This is a genomic window from Streptomyces sp. HUAS YS2 (genome assembly GCF_033343995.1).
Lineage (GTDB): Bacteria > Actinomycetota > Actinomycetes > Streptomycetales > Streptomycetaceae > Streptomyces > Streptomyces solicathayae.
Map to the genome: position 1 here is coordinate 2,087,572 of NZ_CP137573.1, position 13,319 is coordinate 2,100,890.

The 13,319-nt window shown below is 68.8% G+C and carries 11 protein-coding genes; 9 read left to right on the top strand and 2 right to left on the bottom strand.

Translation table 11 applies throughout. From position 1 onward, the window contains the following. Positions 1 to 45: 45 nt before the first annotated feature. On the bottom strand, positions 46 to 1,017 hold the full coding sequence (locus R2D22_RS09415) for an alpha/beta hydrolase (protein ID WP_318102628.1): 972 nt from the start codon (positions 1,015 to 1,017) through the stop codon (positions 46 to 48). A 172-nt stretch (positions 1,018 to 1,189) separates the two neighbouring features. Here R2D22_RS09415 and R2D22_RS09420 point away from each other — a divergent pair, with 172 nt between their 5' ends. The 3 genes from R2D22_RS09420 to R2D22_RS09430 are packed head-to-tail and all read left to right on the top strand — an operon-like array spanning position 1,190 to position 3,988. Further along, positions 1,190 to 1,855, top strand: coding sequence for a hypothetical protein (locus R2D22_RS09420; protein WP_318102629.1), 666 nt, complete (start codon positions 1,190 to 1,192; stop codon positions 1,853 to 1,855). After that, complete coding sequence (locus R2D22_RS09425; RefSeq protein WP_318102630.1) at positions 1,848 to 3,218, top strand: glutamine synthetase family protein; 1,371 nt, start codon at positions 1,848 to 1,850, stop codon at positions 3,216 to 3,218. Before R2D22_RS09420 ends, R2D22_RS09425 begins: the two co-directional genes overlap by 8 nt. Then, entirely contained in the window at positions 3,215 to 3,988 is a 774-nt protein-coding gene (locus R2D22_RS09430) for a gamma-glutamyl-gamma-aminobutyrate hydrolase family protein (protein WP_318102631.1), read from the top strand. The genes R2D22_RS09425 and R2D22_RS09430 overlap by 4 nt, the downstream gene beginning before the upstream one ends. 72 nt (positions 3,989 to 4,060) lie before the next feature. On the opposite strand, the gene R2D22_RS09435 is transcribed toward R2D22_RS09430, so the two are convergent. Continuing rightward, the gene (locus R2D22_RS09435) at positions 4,061 to 4,651 is read right to left on the bottom strand and encodes a TetR/AcrR family transcriptional regulator (RefSeq protein WP_318102632.1); all 591 of its coding nucleotides are present in this window, start codon (positions 4,649 to 4,651) and stop codon (positions 4,061 to 4,063) included. Positions 4,652 to 4,855: 204 nt separating this feature from the next. On the opposite strand from R2D22_RS09435, the gene R2D22_RS09440 reads away from it, so the two are divergent. From R2D22_RS09440 to R2D22_RS09465, 6 genes are all read left to right on the top strand, one after another. Continuing rightward, the gene (locus tag R2D22_RS09440; protein ID WP_318102633.1) at positions 4,856 to 5,755 is read left to right on the top strand and encodes a phytanoyl-CoA dioxygenase family protein; all 900 of its coding nucleotides are present in this window, start codon (positions 4,856 to 4,858) and stop codon (positions 5,753 to 5,755) included. Positions 5,756 to 5,782: 27 nt separating this feature from the next. Beyond that, entirely contained in the window at positions 5,783 to 6,481 is a 699-nt protein-coding gene (locus R2D22_RS09445; RefSeq protein WP_318102634.1) for a transporter, read from the top strand. Positions 6,482 to 6,646: 165 nt separating this feature from the next. Further along, positions 6,647 to 8,986, top strand: coding sequence for an AMP-binding protein (locus R2D22_RS09450; protein ID WP_318102635.1), 2,340 nt, complete (start codon positions 6,647 to 6,649; stop codon positions 8,984 to 8,986). A gap of 57 nt (positions 8,987 to 9,043) precedes the next feature. After that, entirely contained in the window at positions 9,044 to 10,141 is a 1,098-nt protein-coding gene (locus R2D22_RS09455; protein WP_318102636.1) for a Zn-dependent alcohol dehydrogenase, read from the top strand. Between the two features lie 26 nt (positions 10,142 to 10,167). After that, on the top strand, positions 10,168 to 11,631 hold the full coding sequence (locus R2D22_RS09460; RefSeq protein WP_318102637.1) for an aldehyde dehydrogenase family protein: 1,464 nt from the start codon (positions 10,168 to 10,170) through the stop codon (positions 11,629 to 11,631). A 119-nt stretch (positions 11,632 to 11,750) separates the two neighbouring features. Then, positions 11,751 to 13,298, top strand: coding sequence for a long-chain-fatty-acid--CoA ligase (locus tag R2D22_RS09465; RefSeq protein ID WP_318102638.1), 1,548 nt, complete (start codon positions 11,751 to 11,753; stop codon positions 13,296 to 13,298). Positions 13,299 to 13,319: the final 21 nt, after the last annotated feature.

Genomic DNA, 13,319 nt, shown 5'->3' on the forward strand with positions numbered 1-13,319 from the left:
GCCGTCAATAGTGGAATGCGAGTCGATTCGCCCGGCTGCGCGCGCTCAGGCGCCGGCGACGCCTCGCAGGTGGCGCGCCACCTGCGCGATCGCCTCGTCCGTCCTGGCGAAGACGCCCACTTCGGTGAAGAAGCCGTGGAACACGCCGGCGCAGCGGGTCACGGTGACCTCGACGCCGTCACGCCGCAGCCTCTCCGCGTACGCCTCGGCATCGTCGCGAAGCGGGTCGACCTCGGCGGTGAGAACGAGGGCCGGCGGGAGGTCCCGCAACGATGCGGCATGCATGGGGGCCGCGTAGTGATCGACCGCTCCCGCACAGTCCGGGCCGACGTACTGCTCCCAGAACCAGCGGGCATCCGCGCTGTTCAACAGGGGTGCGTCGGCGAAATCCGTCCAGGACGGGGTGGCGAACGCATCGTCGACGGCGGGGTAGACCAGCACCTGGGACACGGGCCCGGGGAGCCCGAGGTCCCGGAGCTTGAGGCACAGCGCGGCGGCGAGATTACCGCCGGCGGAGTCCCCTCCGACGGCGATCATGTGCGGATCGATGCCGTACGCGGGAGCCGAGCGGCGCAACCAGGCGAAGGCGTCGAGGCAGTCGTCCAGGGCTGCCGGATAGGGATTCTCCGGCGCGAGTCGGTACTCCAGGGAGAGCACCGCCCACCCGGATCGGGCGACGATCGCGCGGCATGCCTCGTCGACTCCGTCGAGGGTGCCGAGGACGAAGCCGCCACCGTGCAGGTAGACCAGCGCCGGGCACGGACCGGCGGACGGCGGCGTGCCGTCCGGGTGGTAGAGGCGTGCCCGGAGCTCGCCGGAGCGGGCCGGCAGGGTCAGGCGTTCGACCAGATCAAGTGGGGTGAGGGGCCGCTCCGGCGGTGTGGTCGCCAGGAGCTTCCGTGCGACTTCCGCGCCCAGTTCGCGTACGGGCTTCGTGAGGGTTTCGGCGAGCGATCGCGCCACGGACTGCGCATCGGCATCCAGCTGGTCCCAGTACGGGGGCTTCACTTCATTCACGCTGTGGCCTCTCTGAAGTCATTGACAGGTTGCGAGCTGTACCTCACCATCCTAGTCACCTGATCTAGTCATTTGATCGAGTCATTTGGCCATGAAGATCACGGTCCATCCGAGATCCGAAGCGACCGATTCGCGGCGCGCGTGATCTCCCGAAGTCGAAAGGACTGGAGGGATGACCGAAACCACGACGGCCCCTGCGGTGTCCGGCGCAGCGCACGCCACAGAGGTCGACATTAGGATCGAGGACGATGCGACTCCGCTCGTCCGGCTGATCGGCCGCACCCTGCGGGACGCCGCCCGCGCGGGTCATGCGCTCCCGGCGCCGCAGGAGTCGGCCGCCACGGTGGCGATCCGGTCCCACGACACGCCGCAGGCGGCGACGATCACCTTCTCCGGCGGCGCCGTCGACGTGTCGAGCGGAGTCCTCGTCGAACCCGATGCCACGCTCACCGTCGACCTGAACGCCCGGTTCGCGTCCGCCGCCGAGCCCTCGGGGGACGCGGACCTGGCCGCGGGCGCGCTGCTCGCGCTGTCGCCGCCGGTGCCGGACTGGCGGACGGCCGCCGAGCACTTCTGGAATGCCGCGCGCTCCGTGCCGGGGATTCCGGACATGCTCATCGCGGTCACCGAAGGCCCCGAGGGACTGGAGCAGGTCGTCCTCGGCGAAGGCCCGACCCACTACCTGATCGCCGGAGCCCCGGAGACTCTCGCCGGCGTGTTCTCCGGAGCCGACGACCTGCTCGCCGTCCTGTCCTCGGGCGTGCTCGGGATCCAGGGCACCCTCTCTCAGCTGTCGGTCATGATCGGCGCATCTTGGAAGGTCCGTTACGATGTCTGAACTCACCAAGCCCGTCAGCGGAGTTGACGTCCAAGACGCCAACGTTCGGGCCGTCCGGCTCGAGGCGACGAACCACGAGGGCTCGTTCCTCGGCAAGACGGTGGCCCCGAAGAAGTTCGCCTCGGGCGTGGACTCGGGGTTCGCCTTCGCCGACCTCCTGTTCGGGCTCGACCTCGGCAACGTCCCGGCTTTCGGATTCGCCTATCCCGCTTGGCGCGGGCATCTTGACGATGTCTACTTCCGCCCCGACATGTCCACGCTGGTCGAGTGGGAGCCGGGTCTCCACTCCGTGATCGGCGACTACTGGCTGAAGGACGGCACGCCGGTCCCGCTCTGTCCGCGCAACCTCACGCGCCGGATGGTCGACCGGCTCGCCTCGCTCGGCTTCACCGCGACCGTCGCCGTCGAGATCGAGGCGACCGTCTTCGAGGAATCGATCCACGAGGCGCGCGCACGCGGATACCGCGACCTGACGCCGCTCGGCGGGAGTGCGGGCACGGCGTACCACCTCGCGAAGTCGAAGGACTGGACCGGGTACATGAACGCCGTCGCCGACCGGCTCGACGCGGTCGGCATCGAGTGGGAGGCCTGGAGCGACGAGGACGCGGCCGGCCAGATCGAGATCAACCTGGCGCCCGGCGACCCGATCTCGGTGTGCGACGCCTGGGCGCGGACCCGCCAGATCATGCGCGAGGTCGCGTTCGAGCTCGGCCACACGGTCACCTTCATGGCCAAGCCCACCGAGGGCTACGGACAGGCCTCGCACATCAATCTGTCCCTCCAGCGGGACGGCGCCAACGTGTTCTACGCGGAGGAGGGACCGTCCGAGACGATGCGGCATGCCGTCGGCGGTCTGCTGGCGACGCTCGAGGGCAACACCTCGATCGCGCTCCCGCAGATCACCTCGTACCGGCGCCTGGTGGACCTCAGCGGCCCGCCGGTCACCGTCAGCTGGGGCATCAGCAACAAGACCACCGCGGTCCGCGCCGTCTGCGGACACCCGTCGTACTCCCGCCTCGAATACCGGGTCCCGGGCGCGGACTCGAACCTGTACCTCGCGCTGGCCGGCGTGCTGGCCGGTGTGATCGCGGGCCTGGAGCGCAAGATCGAACCGCCGGAGCCGGTCGCCGAGATGGCGTGGTGCATGCCGCCCGGGGAGATCACCCGGCTCCCGGACACCATCACGAAGGCCGCCGCCGCGCTCGAAGCGGACCCGATCCTCCGCGACCTCCTCGGTGCCGAGTTCGTGGACTACTGGGTCGGTTCGCGCCGGTGGGAGTGGATGCAGTTCCACACCGCGGGCGGTGATCCGTTCGCCGCGCTCTCCGAGTGGGAGTCGGCCCGATACTTCGAACTGCCGTGAGCGCGACGGACGGTACGCCGACTTCGGTGCGGCCGCTGATAGGCATCACCGGCCGGCGGATCCGGCTGGATCTGATCCGGGGTGGGGACCCCCGGTACGGCGATCGCTGCACCGACAGCTACATGTCCGACTACGCGAACCGGATCGCACGGGCCGGCGGTCTCCCGGTGAACCTCGCGTACGAGACGGATGCGAAGGCGGTCTGCCACTGGCTGGCCGGCGTCGTCATCACCGGTGGGCAGGACGTGCACCCGGCGTGCTGGGGAGGGGACACGTCAGTGGTCCGCGACGTCGACCCGCGTGCGAACCCGATGGTCCACGACGCCGAGCGGGACGCGTACGAGCTCGCACTCGTACGTGCCGCGCTCGACCGGAGGATTCCGGTGCTCGCCGTGTGCCGGGGCATGCAGATCCTCAACATCGCGCTCGGCGGCACGCTCGTCCCCGACCTTCCGCCCGGTGAGGTGCGCCATCTGTCCCCCGAGACCGCGCCCACCGACGGCACGGCCGATCACCTCGTGACGTTCGAGCCCGGCTCGATCGTGGCGGGACTGTTCGGAGCGAGGGCCGTCACGAACTCGTGGCACCACCAGGCCGTCGACCGCTGCGGCCGGGGCCTCCTCGTGACGGGCCGGACGGCCGACGGCGTGGTCGAGGCGGTGGAGCTCCCGGACGCACCGGTGCTGGGAGTGCAGTGGCACCCGGAGTGGATGGAGCGCGACGATCCGACGATGACGTGGATCGTCGAGGAAGCCGTCAAACGCCTGTGACGAGGCCGACCCGAGTGTGTCCGCTCGCGGGCTCGCCGGCGGACGCACTTGGGTTCGCCGGATTGCTTGTGATCAGGCGAGCTTCGCGGCCAGCCACGCGTCGAGCACGTCGACGACGATCTCCGCCTGCTCGGCGGCCCGGGAACGATCCGCGTACGTCAGCCAGTTCACGGCGAAGCCGTCCGAAAGGGCACCGATGACGTAGGCGATCCGGTCGATCATCTCGGGCGCGATGTCCTGTCCGGAGGCCGCTCTCGCGAGGATCGATCGCGCGACATTGACCGCCTCGCTGTACACGGTCACGGCCGGATGCGCTTCCTGGCGCTGCGCCCAACTGATCAGCTCGATGGTCACGGACGCGTCGGTAGGGGACTCGAGGTACCAGTTCATGAGTCCGCGGAGCATCGCGCGGGCGGACACGGCGACGTCGCCGTGCACATCGCTCTCGATCAGAACCTCACGGTATCGCTCCGCCAACTTCTCGAAAACGGCTGCGAACAGCAGCTCCTTGGTCTGGAAGCAGTAGTGCAGCGTCGCCAGCGGGGCCTTCGCCTTCTCGGCGATCCGGCGAGTCGTCGCGCCGTCGACGCCATGGGTCGCGATCACTTGGATGGCGGCGTTCACCAGATCGTTGCGTCGCTCGGCCGTCGGTACGCGTGCCACAGGTGCCCCCTGTCGAAGTTGGACGATTGATCAAGTCGACAACCAGGCTAACAGGCGGCTCTACCTGCATCGACGCGTGCAGCGGCTCCCCCGTAAAAGAAGTTAGTCATTTGACTTGATCGAGTGACCATGATGCAGCAGCATGAAGCTCACCGCATTGCGGAGGCGTGATGTGGTCGCCGGTCCTGACTGGAAGGAATTGCCATGTCGACCTCAGGACTCTGTCGGATCACTGCCGACACGACCCCCGAAGAGGCAGTCGAGATCATCCTGCGAGACGGCGGGGTGATCGTCGAAGGGCTCTTCGACGACACGACGATCGCGGGTCTCAAGAACGATCTGGATCCCGTGCTCGACGCGGTGGACACGGGACACGACGAGGTGTTCGCCGGCAACCGCACCCGCCGGGCGAGCGGTCTGTTCGCGAAGACCGAGCACATGGTCACCGTGGCGCTGAACCCGCTGTACCACCGGGTCGCCGAGCTCATTCTCAACAAGCCGCTCAACGTCTTCTTCGGAGAAGAGGCGGTGCCGGCTCCCGCGGGCATGCACATCGGCGGCACGATGGCCATCAAGATCGGTCCCGGCCAGGGTGCGCAGCCGCTCCACCGCGACGATTCCGTCTGGCTGTGGAGGCATCCGGACTACCAGCGCGAAGCCCGGGTGCAGATCATGGTCGCGGTCAGCGATTTCACCGCGGAGAACGGCGGGACGCTGGTGATTCCCGGTTCCCACCTCTGGGACGACCACCGGGCGCCCCGGTACGAGGAGACGATCTCCACCGAGATGAAGGCGGGTTCCGCGCTCATCTGGATCGGATCGACGTATCACGGCGGCGGTGAGAACACGACCACGGAAAGTCATCGTTTCGGCCTGTCGATGGGCTGGGATCTCGCCTTCCTGCGCACCGAGGAAAACCACTTCCTCACGTACAGCCTGGAGCAGATCCGAAAGCTCCCGGAAGAGATCCAGCGAGCCCTCGACTGGTCTTCGGAGCACTACCTCGGCTGGGTCGAAGTCGCCGGCCAGATGTCCGATCCCCATGACCTGCTCAAGCGGGACGACTACACCTCGATCGACTCAGGCCTGCCCACGACGATCTGACCCGATCATCAGGAACCGAGGAAAAAGATGGAACTCAAGGACCTGCTCTTCCTGCTGGCCGACGTCTGGATGATCTTCGCCGGATTCACCTTCGGAATCAAATTCATTCGGCGCTACGGGAACTACCTTCTCGGGCTCGAATGGATCATCGTTGCCACCTCCGGGTCGAACTTCCTCGTCTACGCGGTAGTGGGAGCCGACGAGAACAGCTTCATGTACACCGTCGCGTACTTCTTCGACCAGTTCTCCCGGTCGGTCGGCATCACCCTGATTCTCGTGATGGGCCTGATGCGTGTGACGCATCGGTACAAGCCGTCCGTGGGAACGGATGTCGGGGTCTTCGCGTTCGCTGCCGCGGTCGGGCTCTCCCTGCTGCTCTTCGGTGAGCGGCTGGGTGTCGGGGTCGCGGTCTCCCTCATCGTGGTCAATGTCCTGACCACTCTCTTCCTCATCTATTTCATGAGGCGGCTCTGGGCGATCGGCGCGAAGGGATGGTCCGTGGGCACCGCCCTGGCGACCGCTGCCGCATGCGTCATCGCCGCGACCTACGACTTCGTCCATATCCCGGGCGACGACGCTGCGCACACCCTCTTCTACGTCGGCGCGCTGAGCACCTGGGGTTTCCAGCTGTTCACGTACTACTTCGCCTACCGCGCCCTGCACAACCACAACGAGTCGGCCGCTACGGAGCCGGACCTGGGCGAACAGAGCCGCGTAGACGCCTGAGGATCCTCGATCGCGGTCGGCGATGGAATTCCCGACCGCGATCGAGGCAGATGACCGAGGAGAACGTCCCATGCAGAGAAAGCAGTCGTGGTCATGAAGAAATCACGTCAGCGAGAGGGAAAGGCAACCTCTCGCCATCCGCAGCCGGCCGTCCGGCCCGAGCAGATGGGAGAGGACCCGCACACCGCGACGCTGACCGGGCTGCTTTCCGAGCGCGCGCAGGGATCACCCGATCGGGAGTTCCTGCGCTTCGGGGACGATTCCTGGACCTTTGCCGAGATCGACTCCTGGACCTCCAGGCTGGCGCATCGACTGATAGAAGTGGACGGCGTCCAGGCCGGCGACCGCGTGGCGATCATGCTTCCGAACGTCGTGCACTGGCCGGTCGTGTGGCTGTCCGCGCTGAAGGCCGGGGCTGTGGCCGTGCCGGTCAACTCCTCGTACAAGCGGGCGGATCTCACGTTCCTCCTGCGGGATTCGGGAGCGCGGGTCGTGTTCACCGACCACGAGCGGGCCGGCCTCCTGAAGGAAGTCACCGAAGCCGAAGCCGAGTTGGCGGACCTGCGCATCGTCGACGTCGCCGCGGACGGGTCCGCGCCCTTCCCGGCGACCGCTCCGGCGGTGCGCCCCACCGCCGAGACCCTCGCGAACCTGCAGTACACGTCGGGCACCACCGGCTTCCCCAAGGCGTGCATGCTCACCCACGACTACTGGGTGCGGCTGGGCTGGACCTGCGCCGCGCTGACCGGCCTCGGGTCCGACGACGTCCTGCTCACCGCGCAGCCGTTCTCGTACATGGATCCGCAGTGGAACACCGCGCTCGCCCTGACGATCGGGGCCCCGCTGGTCGTCCTGCCCCGGTTCTCCGCGTCGGGCTTCTTCGCCGATGTCCGCCGCCACCGCGCGACCTTCTTCTACGTGCTCGGGTCCATGCCGACGCTGCTGTTCAAGCAGCCGCCGAGCCCCGACGACCTGGACAACCAGGTGCGCCTGGTGCTCTGTTCCGGTGTTCCGGTCGGGATCCACGCGCAGCTGGAGGAACGCTGGGGCGCGCCGTGGCGGGAGATCTACGGCATGACCGAGTCGGGCGTCGACCTGTTCAGCTCCGTCGATGACGTCGATGCCGTGGGGAGCGGGAGCCTGGGGCTTCCGGCGCCGACGAAGCAGGTCAGGGTGGTCGATCCGCAGGGCGCCGACGTGCCCGACGGCGAGCCCGGTGAGCTGATCGTCTCGGGCAAGCCGCTGATGCTCGGCTACTGGAACCGTCCGGAAGACACCGCCAAGGTGCTGCGGGACGGCTGGCTGCACACCGGCGATGTGGTCGTCCGCCGGCCGGACGGCGGCATTCAGCTGGTCGGTCGGATCAAGGACATGGTGCGCCGGGGCGGCGAGAACATCGCGAGTGCCGAGGTCGAGGCCGCCCTCGAACGGGACGACGTGGTCTTGGCCACCGCGGTCGTCGCCGAACCGGACGAGACGTTCGGCGAAGAGGTCAAGGCCTACGTCCAGCTCGCCGCCGGGGTGGCGGCCGACCGTACGACTGCTGCACGGATCGTCGAGCGGGCCGGCCGACAGCTCGCCCGCTTCAAGGTGCCGCGTTACGTCGAGTTCGTCACCGACTTCCCGCGGACACCGTCCGAGCGCGTGTCCAAGCCCGCGCTCAAGGCCCGCGCCGCGACCGAGCCCGGCGTCAGCTTCGACCTGGGCGCCCGACGCAGGACCGACGGCACACCCGCCACCCCGTCCACGTCCGCGGACTTCCTCGGCATCGACCTCGTCCGAGGTGTGGCCGTACTGACCCTGCGCCGTCCGGAGAAGCTGAACGCCCTGGACGTCGCCACGCGGCTACGGCTGGCGAGCGCTGTCCGGGAAGCCGGCACCGGTGAGAACGTGCGCGGGATCGTGCTCACCGGCGAGGGCCGGGCGTTCTCCGCGGGCGAGGACCTCCGGTCCGTACCGACCTCGTACGCGGAGGTCCGCACGGCCGTCGAGAGCTTCCACGACATCACCCGGGCCATCGTCCAGACGCGGGTTCCCGTCGTCGCGGCGGTGAACGGTCTGGCCGTGGGCGGCGCCTCGGAGATCACACTCTGCTGCGACGCGCGGATCGGAACTCCGGCGACGGAGTACTACCAGCCGGAGAACGGCCGGGGCATCACGATCTCGAACGCGTCGAGCCTGCTGCTGACCCGGCTCGTCCGGAACCACGCGATGCGCATGGTCCTCGGCTCGCCGCGGATCGGCGCCGAGGAGGCCCTGCGGATCGGTCTCCTGGACGAGATCGTCGCGCCCGGCGAACTGGTCGACCGCGCCATCGACTTGATCTTCGAGTGGACGCCGGAGAACAACACGACGGCGCTTCACCTCGCGCTCCTGCGGCCGCGGCTCGACGAGATCGAGCAGGCCTTCGCCCGAGAGGACGTCGCCGCGCAGCGGGCCTGGGAGAGCGGGGTGTTCAGCGCCGGCATCGACGGCTTCTGGACCGCGAAGGGCGCCGGCAAGTAGCTGCGGGGACAGAGGTCGGTACGGCCCAAGCCCGCAAGGAACGACAGAGGAGAAGACATGATCGACACAGAGGCCGCGGTGCTCACCGCGGTGAACGAACCGCTCGAGATGACCGCGATCCATGTGGACGATCCCGAGCCCGGCGAGGTGCGCGTCGCGGTCACGAACGTGGGCCTGTGCCACAGCGACCTGCACTACATGACCGGAACGGTGCCGACCGGACTGCCGGTGGTGGTGGGCCACGAAGTGGCCGGCGTGGTCGAGGCGGTCGGTTCCGCGGTGACCGGGCTGCGCCCGGGCGACCGCGTGGTCGGGGCGCTGACGCCGTCGTGCGGCTTGTGCGTCAACTGCGAGGCGGGCTGGTCGACGCAGTGCCTGCGGGTCGAGGAGGTCCGGCGTCGCCCGCGGCCCGCCTTCCGGCTGGCGGACGGCCGGCCGGTCGAGCGGCTCGGCGACGTCGGCGCGTTCTCCCGGCACACCCTCCTGCGGGAGAACGCGCTGGTGAAGCTGGATGACGACGTGCCGCTGCACGTGGGGTGTCTCCTGGCGTGCTGTGTCATCACCGGCGTGGGCGCCGTCTTCCGCGGCGCCCAAGTACGCCCGGGAAGCACGGTCGCGGTGATCGGCTGCGGCGGCATCGGGTCGGCCATCATCCAGGGAGCCAGGCTCGCTGGGGCTTCGGCCGTCGTCGCGATCGACCTGGACGACGCGCGGCTGAAGGCCGCCCGCGGCTACGGCGCGACCCACGTCGTGAACGGGAGCGCCGAGGACGTCGCCGCGGAGGTGCGGAACCTGCTGGGCGACGGGGTCGACTACTCCTTCGAGGCCGTCGGCTCGGCGCGCACCGCGGCCACGGCCCTGTCGGTGCTGCGGGCGACCGGCACCGCGTGCCTGGTGGGCATCGCCCCGGTCGGCACCGAACTCACGCTGCCCGCCTCGGACTTCTTCTTCGGCGAGAAGCGCCTCATCGGCTCGTACATGGGCTCGGGACAGGTACGCCAGGACATCACCCAGCTCGCGCGCCTGTACCAGCAGGGGCGGCTGCTGCTCGACGAGATGGTCACGCAGGTCATCCCGTTCGGCGAGATCAACGAGGGCTTCAAGGCGATGCGCAGCGGTGACGTGACCCGCATCGTCGTCGACCTCCAGGCCTGATGAACACGGATGCAGAGGTGACTCACATGTCGAGCGGCGAGACGGCGATTCCCCAGCCGGTGAACTACATCGCGGACGACTGGAGCGAATGCGAAACCATTCGCGACGAATGGAACGTCGACCCCAACACCCGGGAACCGGTGCACCGCATGGTCACGACCGGCCCCGGAGACGTCGAACGGGCGTTGCGGCACGCGGAGCGCACGTACAGCGTCGGCCGATGGGACGACGAGGCCCGTCGCGAGCGCGCGGACATGCTGGAACGCGTCGCCGCGCTCGTCGAGACCCGGGCCGAGGACATCGCCCGCGCGGATTCCCTGACCAGTGGTGTGCCGGTCGGCGTCACGCGGAAGGTGGCGGCCTTCCTGCCCGCCAGGATCCGGGCGACGGCGGCGGACCTGCTGAGCATCCCCCGCGTACGGGCGCTGGCGGCGGGCGGCCGCGACGTCCGCCTGTACAAGGTCCCGTGGGGGCCGGCCGCGATCCTCACCCCGTGGAACGGCCCGAGCTTCATCCCCGCGGCGAAGGTCGTGAGCGCGGTCGCGGCAGGCTGCCCGGTGATCCTGAAGCCGTCGGAGCACGCTCCGGGCAGCGCCCAGATCATCGTCGAGTGCTTCGTCGAAGCCGGACTGCCCTCCGGCGCCCTGCAGCTCGTACACGGCTGCGGTGACATGGGCGCCGCGCTGACCGGAGACCCGCGGATCAAGATCGTGTCGTTCACCGGTGGCCCGGCCGCCGGACGGGCGATCGCCCGCGCCGCCGCGGAGGACTTCAAGGTCCTTCAGCTGGAGCTCGGCGGCAACAACCCCGCGCTGGTCCTGAACGACGCCGACGTCGAGGTCGCCGCCGACGGCATCTTCGAGGGAATGACCAAGCTGAACGGTCAGTGGTGCGAGGGACCGGGCAAGGTGCTCGCCCACCGGAGCCTGGTGGGACCGCTGCTCGAAGCGCTGACCGAGCGCATCGCCAAGGTCGCGGTCGGTCACTCGCTGGACGAGAGCGCCGAGCTCGGCCCGATCTCGAACGCACCGCACTTCGCGACGCTGGAGAGCCGGATCGAGGGACTGCGCGCCCTCGGAGCGACCGTCCACCAGCCGGCCCGGCTGCCGGATCTCGGCGGATTCTTCCTCTCGCCGACCGTCGCCGCCGGGGCCGACGCGGCGAAGGCGACCGCGGAATTGTTCGGTCCCATCGTGTCCCTGCACGCCGTCGACTCCGACGAGGAGGCGCTGCGCATCGCGAACGCCCACCCCTCGGGACTCGACGCATACGTGTTCGGCGGCGACGTCGAGCGTGCGATCGAGGTCGGCTCGCGCGTGCTGTCCGGCGAGGTCCGGGTCAACGGCGCGAAGATCGCCGACCTCGGCGACGACTCCGCACAGGGCTTCTGGGGACCGGCCGGAATCGGCGGTCACGGCCCCGCCGAGTCGGTGCGTGTGTTTTGCGGCGACCGGGTGGTCGGCGTCGACTCGCCGGACCTTCCGCTGTGAAACGCGCCGCTGTCGTGACCGGGATTCGGGCGAAGGACGCAGCGGCTGAGAGCTGACGTCCCCGGACTCAGCCGCCGAGATCGCCCGATGACCCAACCCAGAGCCGCTGGAGAACCACCATGCTGAACCTCTCGACCCTCCTCGAAGACTCCGCCCGCACGTTCCCGGACCGGGACGCACTCGTGCTCGGCTCGAACCGGCTGACCTACCGCCAGGTCGACGCGGCAGCGAACCAGGTCGCCAACCTGCTGGTGTCCCGGGGGATCCAGCCCGGCGACAAGGTCGCACTCAGCTGCCCCAATCTGCCGTGGTTCCCCATCGTCTACTACGGCGTGCTCAAGGCCGGAGCGGTCGTGGTCCCGCTCAACGTCCTGCTCAAGGGCCGCGAGATCGCCTACCACCTGAACGACGCGGACGTCTCGGCGTACTTCTGCTTCGAGGGAACTCCGGAGCTGGCCATGGCCGCGGAAGGTCATGCCGGATACGAAGCGGTCGGAACGGTCGAGCACTTCTTCGTCATCACCGCCGATCAGGAAGCGCCCAGCCCGATCGCCGGCACCGAGACGCTCGGTCAGGCACTCGCCGGCATGAGCCCCGTGTTCGAGTCGGTGGTCAGAGAGCCGACCGACACCGCGGTCATCCTGTACACGTCGGGAACGACGGGCCAGGCCAAGGGCGCCGAACTCTCCCACGCGAACACGATGATGAACGTGCTGGCGAACAACCGGCTGTTCCGCAACGAACCGGCCGCCGACAGCCACGTGGTGTGCCTTCCCCTGTTCCACACCTTCGGCGCGACGGTGCAGATGCACGCGGGGTTCTCGGTCGCGGCGACCTTGCACCTCGTGCCGCGCTTCCAGGCGCGCGAGGTGGTCGAGCTGATGAACCGCGAGGTCATCACGTTCTTCGCCGGTGTTCCGACGATGTGGTGGGGATTGCTCAACGCCCTCACCGACGACATCGACGTCCACCGGATCGCCGGCAACCTCCGGATCGGGATCTCCGGCGGGGCGGCCTTGCCGGCCGAGATCATCAACCAGGTCGAGCAGCGCCTCGGCATCAAGGTGCTCGAAGGGTACGGGCTGTCGGAGACGTCGCCCGTCGCCACGTTCAGCGACCCCCGGCTCGGCAACCGGCCGGGCTCGATCGGGCTCCCGATCTGGGGTGTGCGGCTGAAGCTGATCCGACCGGACTGGACGGAGATCGCCGAGGCCGGGGAGGTCGGCGAGATCGCGATCAGAGGCCACAACGTCATGAAGGGCTACTACAACCGCCCCGAGGCGACGGCCGAGGTGATCCGCGACGGCTGGTTCCGCACCGGAGACCTCGCACGACGGGACGACGACGGCTTCTACTACATCGTCGACCGCGCGAAGGACCTCATCATCCGCGGTGGTTTCAACGTCTACCCCCGCGAGGTCGAGGAGGTACTGGCCACCCATCCCGCGGTGAGCCTGGCGGCGGTCATCGGCGTTCCGCACGACAGCCACGGCGAAGAGATCAAGGCCGTCGTGATCCTCAAGAAGGACGCCACCATCGCCGCCGACGAGCTCGTCGCCTGGGGCAAGGAGCAGATGGCCTCCTACAAGTACCCCCGCATCGTCGAGTTCGTGCCGAGCCTGCCGATGACCGCCACCGGAAAGATCCTCAAGCGCCGGCTGACCTGACGGCCGACCACCGGCCGCCGC

Excerpts from the sequence above, each read along its gene's own strand:
- R2D22_RS09445 (WP_318102634.1), top strand. The coding sequence starts at position 5,783 with ATGGAACTCAAGGACCTGCTCTTCCTGCTGGCCGACGTCTGGATGATC.
- R2D22_RS09450 (WP_318102635.1), top strand. The coding sequence starts at position 6,647 with ATGGGAGAGGACCCGCACACCGCGACGCTGACCGGGCTGCTTTCCGAG.
- R2D22_RS09425 (WP_318102630.1), top strand. The coding sequence starts at position 1,848 with ATGTCTGAACTCACCAAGCCCGTCAGCGGAGTTGACGTCCAAGACGCC.
- R2D22_RS09465 (WP_318102638.1), top strand. The coding sequence starts at position 11,751 with ATGCTGAACCTCTCGACCCTCCTCGAAGACTCCGCCCGCACGTTCCCG.
- R2D22_RS09455 (WP_318102636.1), top strand. The coding sequence starts at position 9,044 with ATGATCGACACAGAGGCCGCGGTGCTCACCGCGGTGAACGAACCGCTC.
- R2D22_RS09420 (WP_318102629.1), top strand. The coding sequence starts at position 1,190 with ATGACCGAAACCACGACGGCCCCTGCGGTGTCCGGCGCAGCGCACGCC.
- R2D22_RS09460 (WP_318102637.1), top strand. The coding sequence starts at position 10,168 with ATGTCGAGCGGCGAGACGGCGATTCCCCAGCCGGTGAACTACATCGCG.
- R2D22_RS09440 (WP_318102633.1), top strand. The coding sequence starts at position 4,856 with ATGTCGACCTCAGGACTCTGTCGGATCACTGCCGACACGACCCCCGAA.